This is a genomic window from Arthrobacter oryzae (genome assembly GCF_030812315.1).
In the GTDB taxonomy this organism is placed as follows: Bacteria; Actinomycetota; Actinomycetes; order Actinomycetales; family Micrococcaceae; genus Arthrobacter; species Arthrobacter oryzae_B.
In genome coordinates this window covers 481,316-496,385 of the sequence record NZ_JAUSSM010000001.1, presented here as the reverse complement: position 1 = coordinate 496,385, position 15,070 = coordinate 481,316, and the positions used below count along the sequence as shown (strand labels likewise).

The window sequence follows — 15,070 nt, the reverse complement described above, 5'->3', positions numbered from 1 at the left end:
GCAGAGACTGGTTCGATTGTTGTGCTGACGCACCGAAGGCGACCAGAGGGAAATCAAACTCATGGAAGAGGCGTATTTCAAGTGCCAGAGCAGCCTAGCCACCGTCTACCAGAGGAATTTGGCGGAAACGAGTGGCTCGTTGACGAACTGTACGAGCGTTACCAGCAGGACAAGAACACTGTGGATGCCAAGTGGTGGCCGCTGTTCGAATCTTTCGACGCCGGTGACAGCTCGTCTTCCAACGGGACCTCGGGGGCACCGGCGCCCGCCGACCCCGCAACTCGCGAACTTCCAGTTGTAGCTCCGGCTGCGGCAGCACCGGCACCGTCGCCGGCAGCCCCTGCCAAGCCGGCTGCTCCTGCCCAGCCCGCTGCTGCCCAGCCGCAGGCGGCCCCGGCCAAGAAAGCTCCTGCCACCATTGCCCGCGACGGCGCAAAGAAGCCCGAAGCCGCAGGCGCCCCGCCTATCCCGGCACAGCTGCCCAAGAATATCAAGGCCCCCACTGCGCCCGAGGAGGACGTCGTCTCCGTCCTTCGCGGACCCGCGAAGGCCATCGCGTCCAACATGGTCACCAGCCTGGAAGTTCCGACGGCCACCAGCGTCCGGGCCATTCCTGCAAAGCTGCTGATCGACAACCGGGTGGTCATCAACTCCAACCTGGCGCGTGCCCGCGGCGGCAAGGTCTCCTTCACCCACCTGATCGGCTACGCCGTCATCCGGGCCCTCTCCCAGTTCCCCTCCATGAACGTCTACTACGACGAAGTGGACGGCAAGCCCGTTGCGGTCCAGCCGGCACATGTGAACTTCGGCATCGCCATCGACATGCCCAAGCCGGACGGCACCCGCCTGCTGATGGTTCCGAACATCAAGAAGGCGGAGACCCTCAACTTCTCCGAGTTCTGGCACACCTACGAGGACCTGATCAAGCGCGCCCGCAACGGCAAGCTGACGGCGGATGACCACTCCGGCACCACCGTGTCCCTCACCAACCCGGGCGGCATCGGCACCGTGCACTCCGTGCCCCGCCTTTCCAAGGGCCAGGCGGCCATCATCGGCGTCGGCGCACTGGATTACCCGGCCGAGTTCCAGGGCGCAAGCGAGAAGATCATCGCGCACAACGCCATCAGCAAGGTCCTCACGCTGACCTCCACGTATGACCACCGCGTCATCCAGGGTGCCGGCAGCGGCGAGTTCCTGAAGCTCGTGCACCAGCTCCTGCTGGGCGCGCAGAACTTCTACGATGAGATCTTCGAGGCCCTGCGCATCCCGTATGAGCCCGTGCGCTGGAGCCCTGACCTCCAGATTGACCCGTCAGACCAGATAAACAAGGTCGCCCGGATCCAGCAGCTCATCCACTCCTACCGTGTCCGCGGCCACCTCATGGCGGACACCGATCCGCTGGAATACGTTCAGCGCAAGCACCCGGACCTCGACGTCCTGACCTACGGGCTGACGCTCTGGGACCTGGACCGCGAGTGGCCCACCGGAGGTTTCGGCGGCAAGCCCCAGCTCGCGTTCCGCGACATCCTGGGCGTACTCCGTGACGCCTACTGCCGCACCACCGGCATCGAGTACATGCACATCCAGGATCCGGCCGAGCGCAAATGGTTCCAGGACCAGCTGGAGCACCCGTACTCCAAGCCGAGCCGCGAAGAGCAGCTGCGCATCGTGTCCAAGCTCAATGCAGCGGAAGCCTTCGAAACCTTCCTGCAGACCAAGTTCGTGGGCCAGAAGCGGTTCTCGCTGGAGGGCGGCGAATCGCTGATCCCGCTGCTGGACGCCATCATCTCCGACGCGGCTGACGACAACCTCGACGAAGTGGCCATCGGCATGGCCCACCGCGGCCGCCTGAACGTGCTCACCAACATCGCCGGCAAGACCTACGCACAGGTCTTCCGCGAATTCGAAGGCACCCAGGACCCCCGCTCCGTACAGGGCTCCGGCGACGTCAAGTACCACCTCGGCACCGAGGGCACCTTCACGTCGGACAACGGCAAGGAGACCAAGGTCTACCTCGCCGCCAATCCCTCGCACCTCGAGGCCGTCGACTCGGTCCTCGAAGGCATCGTCCGGGCAAAGCAGGACCGCCTGGACCAGGGCGAGGCCTTCCCCGTGCTGCCCATCATGGTGCACGGTGACGCAGCCTTCGCAGGCCAGGGCGTGGTGGCGGAAACGCTCAACCTCTCCCAGCTGCGCGGCTACCGCACCGGCGGCACCATCCACGTGGTGGTCAACAACCAGGTCGGCTTCACCACGGCGCCGTCCTCCTCACGTTCCTCCACCTACTCCACGGACGTCGCCAAGATGATCCAGGCGCCGGTGTTCCACGTGAACGGCGACGACCCGGAGGCTGTGGTCCGCATCGGCCAGCTCGCCTACGAGTTCCGCCAGCGTTTCCACAAGGACGTTGTCATCGACATGGTCTGCTACCGCCGCCGCGGGCACAACGAGGGCGATGACCCCTCGATGACCCAGCCGCTGATGTACAACCTGATCGAAGCCAAGCGTTCGGTGCGCAAGCTGTACACCGAATCCCTGATCGGCCGCGGTGACATCACCGAGGAAGAAGCCGAGCAGCTGCTCCGCGACTACCAGGAGCGGCTGGAACGCGTTTTCGCCGAGACCCACGCGGCCCAGACCTCACCGATCCCGATCATCACTGCGGATTCCGCCGCCGTCTCGGACATCGAACGGCCCATCGCCCAGCAGGCCGACTTCGGCACCAACGCACCGGCCTCCACCGCGATTTCCGCCGAAACCCTGGCGCGCATCGGCAAGGCCCACGTCGAAATCCCCGAGGGCTTCACCGTCCACGCCAAGCTCAAGCAGCTCCTCGAAAAGCGGGAGCAGATGTCACGCGAAGGCGGCATCGACTGGGGCTTTGGCGAGATCGCAGCCTTTGGCTCACTCATCATGGAAGGCGTTCCCGTCCGGCTCGCCGGCCAGGACTCCCGCCGCGGCACGTTCGTGCAGCGCCACGCCGTGTTCCACGACCGCGCCAACGGCAACGAGTGGCTGCCCCTCGGCAACCTCTCCGATGACCAGGCCAAGCTCTGGATCTACGACTCCCTGCTGTCCGAATATGCGGCAATGGGCTTCGAATACGGCTACTCCGTGGAGCGCCCCGACGCGCTGGTCCTGTGGGAAGCGCAGTTCGGTGACTTCGTCAACGGCGCGCAGACCATCATCGACGAGTTCATCTCCTCGGCCGAGCAGAAGTGGGGCCAGCGCTCCTCGCTGGTGCTCATGCTGCCCCACGGTTACGAAGGCCAGGGCCCGGACCACTCATCCGCACGGATCGAGCGCTTCCTGCAGATGTGCGCCGAAGAGAACATGATCGTGGCCAACCCCACGACGTCGGCCTCCCACTTCCACCTGCTGCGCCGCCAGGCGTACAGCAGGCCGCGGAAGCCGCTCATCATCTTCACGCCCAAGCAGCTGCTCCGCCTGAAGGCCGCAGCCTCTTCGGTGGAAGACTTCACCACGGGTGCCTTCCAGCCCGTCATCGGCGAGCACGAGCACCTGCAGGCAGATGCCGTCGAGCGTGTGCTGCTGGTCTCCGGCCGGCTGTACTACGATCTCCTGTCCACCCGGCAGAAGACCGGCGACAAGACCACCGCGATCGTCCGCGTCGAGCAGCTCTACCCGCTGCCCGCCGCTGAAATCGCTGCCGAACTCGCCAAGTACCCGAACGCCGAAGTGGTGTGGGCACAGGACGAACCGGCCAACCAGGGCCCGTGGCCGTTCATGGGCCTGAACCTGCCCGAGGCACTGGACCGCAGGGTGAAGCTGGTGTCCCGTCCGGCCTCGGCCTCCACGGCCGCCGGTTCCATGAAGCGGCACGCCGCGGAGCAGGATACCCTCCTCAAGCAGGCGTTTGCACGGAAGTAGCTTGAACGCTGCCCGGCCGGAACTCGAAATTCACGACTCCGGCCGGGCAGCGCTGGTTAATGGAAGGGGCAGCGCTGGTTATGGTAAATGCCGCCGGTCCCCCGCGGAGTTGGCCGGGAGCCCGTTTCCATGGAACGCTGAATTTAGTTGCATATTGAGGGTAAAGAGGTAGTCGTGGAAGACAGGAAGCTGCGGATTGCGGCTGTTGGAGATGAACTGTTGGCCGGCTTGGGCGATCCCCGGGCGCTGGGCTGGCTGGGCCGCGTGCTGGCCCGCACTCCGCAGGACGGCATAACGGTTGAGTGTTACGCCCTCCCCTGTCCGCAGGAAGGCACCGAGGGCCTCGCCGGCCGGTGGCTTGACGAGGCCGGTCGCCGCTTCGGCAATAATCACGAAAACCGGCTGGTGATCGGACTGAGCGGACGCGACGTCGAGTTCGGGCTGTCCACGGCCCGCAGCCGGCTGAATCTCGCCAACATCCTGGATTCCGCATCGCAGAACAAGATCGAGGTTTTTGTGGTGGGCCCGCCGCCGTCGCTCGACCCGGCGCAGAACCGCCGGCTGGGTGAACTGAACACGGCCTTCGCAGACGTCACCACACGGCGCAAGCACCTCTATGTGGACACTTTTTCACCGCTCCTCAACCACGAACAATGGCGCCAGGACCTTGCAGCCAACAGCGGCACGCCTGGTCAGGCCGGCTACGGCCTGATGGCCTGGCTGGTTCTGCACCGCGGCTGGTTCCAGTGGCTGGGCATCGCCGCTCCGGAGTGACACCAACTCCCTGCCACGGCGCCCGCGGGCAATTGGCTGCACCGAGCCGGGGATGCTTGACACCTAAGTCCTTGCCGTGCCCCAATGGCCCCATACCACCGTCGACAGAAGGTTGTGGGTCATGGCCATTTCCGGACATTCCAAGGTCTCCAACGGCCCCGCAGTGCTGGCCGCGGCACTGACGCTGGCCTTGGCGGGATGCAGTGCGGGGCCGGCTCCCGCCCCTGCCGGCTCAGCAACCGGGTCAGCATCGCATTCGCCGTCTACCACCGCGAGCGCTGCACCGTCGGCTTCGTCGGCCGACGGCGCGCTGCAACCCTTCGACCAGGCCGCGCTTGAGCAGACCTTCACCGAAGCTGCCAGTGAACTGCGCCTTCCCGGCGCAGTGATGCTGTTGCGGACCCCCGGCGGGAACCTCACCCGCACCTACGGGGTGCGAAGCGTTGGCGGATCCGATCCGGTCACGCCGGTAGACCATGTCCGGATCGGCTCCGTCACCAAAACCTGGACCGCCACGGTGATTCTGCAGTTGGTCCAGGAAGGCAGGATCAAGCTCGACGACGCGGTGGCAGACTACCGCCCGGATGTGCCCAACGGTGCCAACATCACCATCGAACAGCTCCTGACGATGCGCAGCGGGCTCTACAACTACACCACCGCCCTCGAAGTGAACCAGGTCCTCGACGCCGATCCCGGAAAGGCGTGGACCCCGGACGAACTGCTCGCCGTTGCCTTCCGCCATCCGCCGTACTTCGCTCCCGGCGAGGGCTTCCGCTATTCCAATACGAATACAGTGCTGCTGGGCCTGATCGCGGAGGCCCTGGACGGCAAGCCGCTCGCGGAGTCCTTTCGCGACCGGCTGTTCACGCCGCTTGGCCTGACCGGATCCGTTTTTCCCGAACAAACGTCCAACGCCATTCCCTCGCCGCATCCGCAGGGGTACATGTTCGGGACCAACGTGCTGACCCTCGATGACCGGGCCCTCCCCGAGGACATGCAAAAGGCTGCCGCCGACGGGACGCTCCAGCCCACCGACCAGACAGCCATGAATCCCTCGTGGGGCTGGGCCGCAGGTTCGGGAATTTCGACGGCGGAGGATCTGGCAGCCTGGGCCGAGGCGCTCGGCGGCGGGAAGGTTCTGGGGCCGGACCTGCAAAAGCTGCGCCTGGAAAGCCTTCGGCCGGTTAACGCCGACGACCCGGGAGGCGCCCTCTACGGGCTGGGGATCGCAAAATTCGGGAACCTCTTCGGGCACACCGGTGAGCTGCCCGGGTTCAACACCTTCGCCGGCTATGACCCCGGGAACAAGGTCACCCTGGTTGTCTGGGCCAACCTGGCCCCCACGCCGGACGGCCGGGACCCGGCCACCACCATCGCGCGTACCCTAATCGGAAAGATCTACCGCTGACCGCCGCCGGACTATTGCGTTTCCCCAAGACGCGATATATCGTGAACCTCATATTCACGATATATCGCAACTTGGAGGAACTGTGGACGACACCACCTGGACCGTCACCGGTCCGCAGACCATCGACGTCGACGGCGTAAGGTCGCTCAAGCTCGGCATCATTCGGGGCCGGTTCGATGTGGTCACCCACGCCGAGGATGTCACGCGGATCGAGGTATCCGAAATCCACGGCGACCCGCTGAGTGTGACTCTGGCCAATGGCCGGCTCGAGGTGCGCCACCAGCTTCACGGCGCCCAGGGCTGGTTCAAGAACCTCATGGGAACAGTCAACAACAGCAGCACCAACTCCGTGGTGATCAGCATTGCACTGCCGGCCGGAGTGGAAGTCGAAGCAGGCACTGTCAGCGGCGACGGTTTCGTCTCGGGGATCAGCGGGCACACGAAGCTGAACACCGTCTCGGGCTCCGTCATGGCCGACGGCACCGCCGGCGAGCTCCACGTCAACACAGTCAGCGGCGAAGTCATCGCCCGGAACCACGACGGCGTCCTCACCGCCAAGAGCGTCTCAGGCGAAGTCACGGCGTCCGGCCGGTTCAGCAACATCCGCGCAAACACGGTCAGCGGCGACATGAGCTTCGACCTCCTGGGCTTCACCCACGACTTCGGGGCGAACTCGGTGTCAGGTGACCTCACCGTACGGCTACCCCACGACGTCGGCGTGGACATCGTGGCCAAGTCCGCCAGCGGCGCCGTGGTCATTGATGACCGGAAGTACGTCCAGCCCGGCGGCAAGGTACAAACCATCGCGGGCCCGGATGCCCAGCTAATGCTGGTCCGGACCAACTCCGTCTCCGGAAAGACGTCCATCATCCACAGCCAGTCGCCGGCGGACGCAGAAACGGGGCTCTAGGTGCCTCCCGTCTTCGCACATGGCGCACTGCGCCTCTATCTCCTTTCCTTGCTGGAGTCCGGCCCCAAGCATGGCTACGAACTCATCAAAGCCCTCAGTGAACGGTTCGGGGGAACCTACTCCCCCAGCGCCGGTACCATCTACCCGCGGCTCGGCAAGCTGGAGGAAGAGGGGCTCGTGGCGACGGAGTCCGAGGGACGCCGCACCAATTACCGCATCACGCCCGCCGGGCTGGTGGAGCTCAACCGGCGCCGGGACGAACTCGCCGGCGTCGAGAATGACATTTCCGACTCGGTGCGGAGGCTTGCCGATAACCTGCGCGAGGACATCCGGGCCAATATGCGCGGGCTCCGGGCCGACCTTGCCGCCACCGCGGAAGCAGCCAGGTCATCGGCGCGTTCGGCCGGGTTTCCTGACCGCGGTACCCGGCATACCGCCGAAAGCGACCGAACGCTCAAAGAAGCGGAAATGCTGCTCCAGGCTTTCAGGGACAGCCTCAGGGCGGAACTTCGGGCTCGGGCCGGCTCCGCCCCCATCAGCGGCGTCACCTTGGAAACGATCCGAACGGTCCTGGACCAGGCACGGATATCAATCCGCGACTCGCTCAAAGCCGACAGTCACTGAGCGGGACTCGGTTCGCGGGCCGTCGCGTGATGTGGGAGACTTGAGGGCAGCTCTTTTGAGTACCAAGATTAAGGAGGCCAGCTATGAGCAAGCGAGCACGTAAACGTCGTGACCGTAAGCGTGGCGGCGCGAACCACGGGAAGCGCCCCAACGCCTAAACTACGGTTTGGAACATGAGCTTTAAAGCGAAGGGCCCCGGAAACCACATGGTTTCCGGGGCCCTTCGCTTTAAGGCTACAGGCGGCAGCCCGGGCGGAGGTACGCCGGCTCCAGCCGGACCGCCTCAGTCGCCGGGAAGCTAGGCCTCCACAGGACGAATCGAGTGGATCCGATCCAGGATGGCGTTCTTCAGGTTCTCCGGGGCAGCCTCCGTACATGACCGCTTGACCACCTTGCGGATGACGCACTCGAGATCGTACTCCTCAAGGCACTCCGGGCAACCGTCCAGGTGATCCTTGATCTCGGCGATGTCGCTGTGGGTCAGCGCACCGTCCAGGTATTCGTAAATACGTTGCATCCGGGCGTCGTCGCAATCGCCCAGTCCCTGGCAGTCGCTCATTTCCTGTTCTCCTGTTTTGTGCTTTCGGCCGCTGCGCCGGAATCGGCTGCGGCTTTGAAACCCCGCTCTGCGGCATAGTCCGCGAGCATGTCCCGCAACATTTTCCGGCCGCGGTGGAGCCGGGACATCACAGTGCCGATGGGGGTGTTCATGATGTCCGAGATTTCCTTGTACGCGAACCCCTCCACGTCAGCAAAGTAGACGGCGAGCCGGAATTCTTCCGGGATCGCCTGCAGGGCCCGCTTCACATCGGAATCGGGAAGATGGTCCAGTGCTTCCGCTTCGGCGGAGCGCAGCCCTGTTGAGGTGTGCGACTCCGCACGCGCCAGCTGCCAATCCTCAATAGTGTCCGAATTCGACTGCAGCGGTTCGCGCTGCCTCTTGCGGTAGAGGTTGATGTAAGTGTTCGTGAGGATTCGGTAAAGCCATGCCTTGAGGTTGGTCCCGGGCTTGTACTGGTGGAATGCGGAGAAGGCCTTGGTGTACGCCTCCTGGACCAGGTCTTCGGCGTCGGCAGGATTGCGCGCCATCCTCATCGCAGCGGAATAGAGCTGGTCGACGTACTGCATGGCGTCGCGTTCAAACCGCTGCCTGCGCTGCTCCGGGGTCTCGGACCCGACGTCGACTGCCGGCTCCGCAGCGCCTGTCCCGGCAGTGTCCGGCCCGGCGGCAGGGCGGACCGCAGCGTCCGTCGGGGACTCACTGATGGTCTTGGCGTCGTTTCCGGCCGCCTCATATATGGCCGCAACGGCCGGATCAATGGTGCTCATTGCCTTCAAGTCTACTGTGACGCGCGTGGCGGTTCCCGGCGGACGACCGCCGGGTTCGCCGTCGCGTTCGGGCAACTCCAGTGGCGCGAGGAGTTCCACGCTGTCCCTTACCAATGTCAAAGCTCCATCTCCGCTCTGTGTCCGTACTGTCGCGTCCAGCTGAGGACGCCCGTGCTGACGCCGACGGCGTGTGAACCGCCCGGAGCCCGCAGGTATCCCGAGGCCGTGGCCATGCACGGCCCCTGACTCTTCGGGACCTGCCTTTCACAACCACGTCCGGCGGGCAAATATTCCGCAAAAGTGCAAGACTAGAACCGGTTCTCCCGCAGAAGTTCCGCGGCTCGTCCACCCAGGAGGAAATTCATGTCCTTTGTCCGTTTTCTCGCCCGGCCCATGCTGGCCTCCAGTTTTGTTCTCGCCGGCCTGGACAAGCTAAAGAACGCGGATGACACTGCGACGCAGCTGTCCCCTCTGCTGCGCCGTGCGGCGGACTCCCTCCCGTTCGCCACGAACGAAAAGGTGCTGGCCCGGGTAATCGGCGGCACCCAGGTGGGCGCCGGCGTGCTTTTCGCCCTGGGCAAGTCGGCCCGGCTCACCGCTTCCGTACTCGCGGTCATTTCAGCGCTGAATGCCTTCGTCGAGTGGCGCAGCGCTGATATCACCTCCAAGGAAGGCCGCGACGCCCGCCGCACCCAGCTCCTGAAGAACGTCACACTCACCGGCGGAGTCCTGCTGGCATCCGTGGACACCGCCGGCAAGCCGAGCCTGGCTTGGCGGGCCGAGCACCTGGCCGCTGATGCCCGTAAGGGTGCCAGCCACCTGACTGCGGACGTCCGTAAGACCACCGGCAAGCAGCTGAAGAAGGCCGACAAGGCCGTCCGCAAAGCCGTGGACCACGCAGTGAAAGCATAGGCACGAATGACAGGCACCGCCCCCACCACCCCGGCAGCGTCCGCAACTGCGGACGGTACCCACTGGCCCGCACCGTTCGCTGAGACACCGGTCGACGCGACGGTTACCGTGCCGGGATCCAAGTCGCTGACTAACAGGTATCTGGTCCTCGCCGCCCTGGCCGACGGCCCGTCCCGCCTTCGTGCGCCACTGCATTCGCGCGACTCCGCGCTGATGATCCGGGCCCTGCGCCAGCTCGGAGCCGCTATCCGGGAAGTCCCGGGGGACGGCTCGTTCGGGCCTGACCTTGAGATCACACCGCTCAGCCCGGACGCCGCGGCGGCCGATACCGCCATCGACTGCGGACTTGCCGGCACCGTCATGCGCTTTGTCCCGCCGGTGGCTGCGCTCCGCAACGGCGCCACCGTTTTCGACGGCGACCCGCACGCACGCAAGCGGCCCATGGGCACCATCATCGAGGCACTTGCTGCCCTCGGCGTTGAGGTCAAGGCCGGGGACGGAACAAGGCCCTCCTCGCTTCCCTTCGCCGTGAACGGCACGGGCGAAGTGCGGGGCGGCCATCTGGTGATTGACGCAAGCGCTTCGTCGCAGTTCGTTTCCGCGCTGCTCCTCGTGGGAGCGCGTTTCAGCGAGGGCCTGCACCTGGAGCACGTCGGCAAGCCCGTCCCCAGCCTGGACCACATCAACATGACCGTGGCCGTCTTGCGGGAAGTCGGCGTGTCCGTCGACGACTCCGTCCCTAACCACTGGATTGTGGCGCCGGGCTCCATCCGGGCGTTCGACCGCCGGATTGAACAGGACCTGTCCAACGCCGGGCCCTTCCTTGCCGCGGCACTGGCGACTCGCGGCACGGTCCGCATTCCCAACTGGCCCGCACCCACAACCCAGGTCGGCGATCTTTGGCGGAGCATCCTGACCGAGATGGGTGCGACCGTCACGCTGGACAACGGGACACTCACGGTGACAGGCGGGCCCGAAATCAAGGGAGCGGACTTCGCCGACACCAGTGAACTTGCGCCGACCGTCGCCGCGCTGTGCGCACTGGCCACGGGTCCCTCAAGGCTCAGCGGCATAGCGCATCTCCGGGGCCATGAGACGGACAGGCTTGCCGCCCTCGTCACCGAAATCAACCGCCTTGGCGGGGATGCCGAGGAAACCGCCGATGGCCTGGTGATCCGACCCGCGAAGCTCCATGGCGGCGTGGTCCGCAGTTACGCCGACCACCGCATGGCCACGGCCGGGGCCATCCTGGGCCTCGCTGTTCACGGCGTCCGGGTCGAAGACATCGGCACCACATCCAAGACCATGCCGGACTTCCCGCAACTGTGGGAAGCCATGCTCACACGGCAGCCGGGCCTGCAGACGGAACAGGCCAGTGGGGCGTAGCACCGGCACATGGGACGAGTCCGATATCCGGGTCCGTCCCAACAAGAAAGGTACGCGTCCCCGCACCAAGGACCGGCCCAGCTATGACGACGCCGTAACCGGCCGCATCATCACGGTGGACCGCGGGCGTTACACGGCGGTGGTGGGCGAAGATACCGGCAACGAGCGCACCGTCATCGCCGCGCGGGCGCGCGAACTGCGCCGTTCGCCGGTGGTGGCGGGCGACTTCGTGTCCCTCGTCGGCGATGTCTCCGGCGCGCCCGACACCCTTGCCAGGCTCGTGAAGATCCAGGATCGCCGCACGCTCCTGCGGCGCAGCGCCGATGACACCGACCCCATCGAGCGGGCGGTCGTTGCAAATGCCGACCAGCTCGTGGTGGTGGTTGCGGCCGCCAATCCCGAACCGCGCACCGGTTTTATTGACCGCGCCCTGGTGGCGGCCTACGACGCCGGGATCGAGCCGCTGCTGCTCGTCACCAAGGCGGACGTCAAGGATCCCACCGAACTCCTGTCCAACTACAAGCACCTCAATTTCCCCGTGATCATCAGCAGGACCGCCGATGCAGCCGCCTCGGGAATCGATGCGCGCTCCGATGACGGGCTGTCCGCCCGGCTCGACAGCGACGCCGTATCGCAGCTGCGCACCCACCTCGACGGCAAGGTGACGGTCATGCTTGGCCATTCCGGCGTGGGCAAGTCCACCATGGTCAACGCCCTCACCGGCGCAGAGCGCGCAACCGGCGGCGTTAACGCCGTCACCGGGCGGGGACGGCACACGTCGTCGTCGGCCCTTGCCCTGCGGATCAGCGATGCGCCTGCCGGGAGCTGGATTATTGACACACCGGGCATCCGGTCCTTCGGCCTCGCCCATGTGGACCCGGACCGGATCCTGCGGTCCTTCCCCGACCTCGAGCCCGGCACGGATGCCTGCGAACGCGGCTGCAAGCATGATTCCTCCGCCGTCAACTGCGGAGTGGACGCCTGGGTTTCGGAAGGTCACGCAGGGCCGTCCGGCGCAGCCCGGCTGGCGTCGCTGCGCCGCCTGCTCGGCACCGATCCCCGGATGGAAGCCCAGGAAGCCAAAGAACTGGGCATTGTTTCGTAGCGTTTTCGCCGCCGGTGCCCGGGCCCTGCCACCGGCACAGGCCCATGGCAGCACGGAGCAGGACGTGGCATCCCAGCCAGCCGGGCGCAGAGACGGTAGTTTGGAACCATGACCCAACCCGCTTCGAGCTACAACGATGACCTGCGCCTCGCCCATGTCCTGGCCGACTCTGTTGACTCCCAGACCATGAGCCGTTTCAAGGCGCTGGACCTTCAGATTGAAACCAAACCGGATCTGACCCCGGTAACGGATGCTGACAAGGCAGCTGAAGAATCCATCCGCGGACAGCTCTCGCGCTCCCGTCCGCGTGACGCCGTCCTGGGCGAAGAGTTCGGAAGTTCCGGGCACGGTTCCCGCCGCTGGATCATCGATCCGATCGACGGCACCAAGAACTTCGTCCGCGGCGTGCCCGTCTGGGCAACCCTGATCGCCCTCGTCGACGAGGGTGAGCCGGTGGTTGGCCTTGTCAGCGCGCCGGCACTGGGCAAGCGCTGGTGGGCTGCGAAGGGCGCCGGTGCCTATATGGGGCGGTCCCTTGCTGCTGCGACGCGGCTGAAGGTGTCGAACGTGTCCAAGCTTTCGGACGCTTCACTCTCCTATTCGAGCCTGGGCGGCTGGAAGGAGCGCGGCAACCTGGACGAGTTCCTCGGCCTCACCGAGGAGGTCTGGCGGACCCGCGCGTACGGCGACTTCTGGTCGTATTGCATGGTTGCCGAGGGATGCGTGGACATCGCCTGTGAGCCGGAGCTGAACCTCTACGACATGGCTGCGCTGGTGCCGATTGTCACCGAAGCGGGCGGCCGCTTCACCTCCTTGGAGGGAGTAGACGGCCCCTTCGGGGGAAACGCCCTTGCCACCAACTCGATCCTCCACTCCGAAGTCCTCAAGCGGCTGAACCCGGACCTCGACGACCTCCTCTGACGCGTGTACCGCCCCGGAAACGGGGGCGGCCGCATTCACGGACCGCAGAATAAACGACGGCGGACACCCTTCGCAAGGGGGTGTCCGCCGTCGTTTATTCGGCCGGAGCCCTGTCTTTCGGCAGGCGTAACAAAAGGCTTAATAATTGCCGCGACTTTCCCGCGGCGCCGCGAATGTCCTAATCTCGAAACAGGTCACGAGTGCCAGCGCGAAACCCCGGTTTGCTGGCCGGCAACCCTCCATTCGCGGTGGGGTGCCCCGGGTGACGACCAGGCCGGTCCGGAACGGACCCGGCAAGCGCGGATCCCCGGAGTGAGGGGTCCTTTACAGTGAGGTCCCCATGACTACTGCCACGTTCCCCGCAAACCACGGAACCACATCCGCCGCCGCAACCCTTCTGGACGAACGCTTTACTGTTGCAAAACGGCCGCTCTCGGCCGTCACAGGGGCGGAAATCCAGGCTCCGCTGATCCAAGGTGGACACGTGCGCTACGCAAACCTGGACTATGGAGCATCCGCCCCGGCCCTGTCCGTCGTATCTGCATACCTGAATGAGATCCTGCCGTACTACGCCAGCGTTCACCGCGGCGCCGGCTACGCCTCGCAGATCAGCACCTCGGTGTACGAAAACGCCCGTAACATCGTCCGGGGATTCGTCGGCGGCAGGACTGACGATTCAGTCATCTTTACCCGGAACACCACCGACTCCCTGAACCTGCTGGCGGGCTGCCTGCCGGTGGCAGACGGACGACACACCGGTGAGGTGCTGTATCTCGACATCGAACACCACGCCAACCTGCTCCCCTGGCAGGGTGTGCCGCACCGCAGTGTTGTTGCCGCTCCCACGCTGAGCGCCACGCTGGAGAACCTGCGCGCCGAGCTCAGCCAGGGTGATATCAGCCTCCTGGCTGTTACGGGAGCTTCCAACGTCACCGGAGAAATCCTCCCGATCCGCGAGCTGGCCGCGCTCGCCCACGAACACGGCGCAAGGATCGTTGTGGACGCAGCACAGCTCGCCCCGCACCGCCCCATCGACATCGCAAGGGACGACGTCGACTACCTCGCCTTCTCCGGCCACAAGCTGTACGCACCTTTCGGCTCGGGTGTCCTCGTGGGCCGGCCGGACTGGCTCGACGCCGGAACTCCCCACCTTGCCGGCGGCGGAGCCGTCCGCGAGGCCCGGCTGGACTCCGTCAGCTGGGCTACCGGACCGGCACGGCATGAGGGCGGGTCGCCCAACGTTCTCGGTGCAGCCACGCTGGCACGAGCCACCCAAGTCATCGGGGCACTGGACCAGGAGCTGTGGCACGCCCACGAAACCGCCATCAGGTCCTTCCTCGTCGAAGGCCTGCGGAAAATCGACGGCATCACCGTCCACCAAATCTTCAGCGACACGGACCAGGCAACGGACACCATCGGCGTGGTCAACTTCTCGGTTGAGGGCTACGACGCCGGCCTCGTGGCCGCCTATCTTTCCGCCGAGCACGGTGTCGGCCTCCGCGACGGCCGGTTCTGCGCCCACCCGCTGCTCAAGCGCCTGGGGCTTCCCTCCGGCTCGCTGCGGGCAAGCTTTGGCGTCGGGTCGAGGCTGGAGGATGCCCAGCGCCTGCTCGCCGGCATCGAGGAACTCCGCCGGACCGGTCTCGGCTGGGACTACGTGGTGGACTCGGGCCGCTGGGTGCCGGCCAACGACACGCGGAGCTACCCGGACTGGGCCCCCAACACGCCCGGTACCGCAGGGGCGGCTCCCTGCATCGAAGACTGAGGGCGCCTCGTTTGCGGTAAATTCGAGGGGTAAGAAATCCAGCCT

The 15,070-nt window shown here is 65.6% G+C and carries 13 protein-coding genes and 1 riboswitch; of the genes, 11 read left to right on the top strand and 2 right to left on the bottom strand.

All coding sequences use genetic code 11. The annotated features are described in order from the left end of the window. Nucleotides 1–81: 81 nt before the first annotated feature. The 6 genes from J2S97_RS02310 to J2S97_RS23940 all read left to right on the top strand — a co-directional run bounded on the left by J2S97_RS02310 (nt 82) and on the right by J2S97_RS23940 (nt 7,765). Nucleotides 82–3,891 (top strand): multifunctional oxoglutarate decarboxylase/oxoglutarate dehydrogenase thiamine pyrophosphate-binding subunit/dihydrolipoyllysine-residue succinyltransferase subunit, encoded by a 3,810-nt coding sequence (locus J2S97_RS02310; protein ID WP_307046176.1) that lies wholly within the window; start codon nt 82–84, stop codon nt 3,889–3,891. Between the two features lie 174 nt (nt 3,892–4,065). Continuing rightward, on the top strand, nt 4,066–4,665 hold the full coding sequence (locus tag J2S97_RS02305) for a GDSL-type esterase/lipase family protein (RefSeq protein WP_307046174.1): 600 nt from the start codon (nt 4,066–4,068) through the stop codon (nt 4,663–4,665). 121 nt (nt 4,666–4,786) lie between these two features. Next, nucleotides 4,787–6,073: a serine hydrolase domain-containing protein gene (locus J2S97_RS02300; protein WP_307046172.1), complete on the top strand. Its 1,287-nt coding sequence runs from the start codon at nt 4,787–4,789 to the stop codon at nt 6,071–6,073. 82 nt (nt 6,074–6,155) lie between these two features. After that, the gene (locus J2S97_RS02295; protein WP_307046170.1) at nt 6,156–6,983 is read left to right on the top strand and encodes a DUF4097 family beta strand repeat-containing protein; all 828 of its coding nucleotides are present in this window, start codon (nt 6,156–6,158) and stop codon (nt 6,981–6,983) included. Beyond that, complete coding sequence (locus tag J2S97_RS02290; RefSeq protein WP_307046168.1) at nt 6,984–7,607, top strand: PadR family transcriptional regulator; 624 nt, start codon at nt 6,984–6,986, stop codon at nt 7,605–7,607. An 83-nt stretch (nt 7,608–7,690) separates the two neighbouring features. Continuing rightward, entirely contained in the window at nt 7,691–7,765 is a 75-nt protein-coding gene (locus tag J2S97_RS23940) for a 50S ribosomal protein bL37 (RefSeq protein WP_104061284.1), read from the top strand. A 140-nt stretch (nt 7,766–7,905) separates the two neighbouring features. On the opposite strand, the gene rsrA is transcribed toward J2S97_RS23940, so the two are convergent. Next, the gene (gene rsrA, locus J2S97_RS02285) at nt 7,906–8,166 is read right to left on the bottom strand and encodes a mycothiol system anti-sigma-R factor (RefSeq protein ID WP_028270137.1); all 261 of its coding nucleotides are present in this window, start codon (nt 8,164–8,166) and stop codon (nt 7,906–7,908) included. Next, on the bottom strand, nt 8,163–8,936 hold the full coding sequence (locus J2S97_RS02280; RefSeq protein WP_307046164.1) for a sigma-70 family RNA polymerase sigma factor: 774 nt from the start codon (nt 8,934–8,936) through the stop codon (nt 8,163–8,165). The genes rsrA and J2S97_RS02280 overlap by 4 nt, the downstream gene beginning before the upstream one ends. A 363-nt stretch (nt 8,937–9,299) precedes the next feature. Between J2S97_RS02280 and J2S97_RS02275 the strand changes: the two genes are divergently transcribed. The 5 genes from J2S97_RS02275 (at nt 9,300) to J2S97_RS02255 (ending at nt 15,025) form a co-directional block, all read left to right on the top strand. Next, nucleotides 9,300–9,848, top strand: coding sequence for a DoxX family protein (locus J2S97_RS02275; protein ID WP_307046162.1), 549 nt, complete (start codon nt 9,300–9,302; stop codon nt 9,846–9,848). 6 nt (nt 9,849–9,854) lie between these two features. Further along, nucleotides 9,855–11,234 (top strand): 3-phosphoshikimate 1-carboxyvinyltransferase, encoded by a 1,380-nt coding sequence (gene aroA, locus J2S97_RS02270; RefSeq protein ID WP_307046160.1) that lies wholly within the window; start codon nt 9,855–9,857, stop codon nt 11,232–11,234. After that, nucleotides 11,224–12,339, top strand: coding sequence for a ribosome small subunit-dependent GTPase A (gene rsgA / locus J2S97_RS02265; RefSeq protein WP_307046158.1), 1,116 nt, complete (start codon nt 11,224–11,226; stop codon nt 12,337–12,339). Before aroA ends, rsgA begins: the two co-directional genes overlap by 11 nt. A 108-nt stretch (nt 12,340–12,447) precedes the next feature. Then, nucleotides 12,448–13,260 (top strand): histidinol-phosphatase, encoded by an 813-nt coding sequence (gene hisN / locus J2S97_RS02260; protein ID WP_307046156.1) that lies wholly within the window; start codon nt 12,448–12,450, stop codon nt 13,258–13,260. 192 nt (nt 13,261–13,452) lie between these two features. Further along, nucleotides 13,453–13,566, top strand: a riboswitch (SAM riboswitch). Nucleotides 13,567–13,600: 34 nt separating this feature from the next. Next, the gene (locus tag J2S97_RS02255; RefSeq protein WP_307046154.1) at nt 13,601–15,025 is read left to right on the top strand and encodes an aminotransferase class V-fold PLP-dependent enzyme; all 1,425 of its coding nucleotides are present in this window, start codon (nt 13,601–13,603) and stop codon (nt 15,023–15,025) included. Nucleotides 15,026–15,070 lie beyond the last annotated feature (45 nt).

What these genes read in the sequence shown, in the direction of transcription:
- J2S97_RS02255 (WP_307046154.1), top strand. Translation starts at nt 13,601, where the DNA reads ATGACTACTGCCACGTTCCCCGCAAACCACGGAACCACATCCGCCGCC.
- J2S97_RS02280 (WP_307046164.1), bottom strand. Translation starts at nt 8,936, where the DNA reads ATGAGCACCATTGATCCGGCCGTTGCGGCCATATATGAGGCGGCCGGA.
- J2S97_RS02300 (WP_307046172.1), top strand. Translation starts at nt 4,787, where the DNA reads ATGGCCATTTCCGGACATTCCAAGGTCTCCAACGGCCCCGCAGTGCTG.
- rsrA (WP_028270137.1), bottom strand. Translation starts at nt 8,166, where the DNA reads ATGAGCGACTGCCAGGGACTGGGCGATTGCGACGACGCCCGGATGCAA.
- aroA (WP_307046160.1), top strand. Translation starts at nt 9,855, where the DNA reads ATGACAGGCACCGCCCCCACCACCCCGGCAGCGTCCGCAACTGCGGAC.
- J2S97_RS02275 (WP_307046162.1), top strand. Translation starts at nt 9,300, where the DNA reads ATGTCCTTTGTCCGTTTTCTCGCCCGGCCCATGCTGGCCTCCAGTTTT.
- hisN (WP_307046156.1), top strand. Translation starts at nt 12,448, where the DNA reads ATGACCCAACCCGCTTCGAGCTACAACGATGACCTGCGCCTCGCCCAT.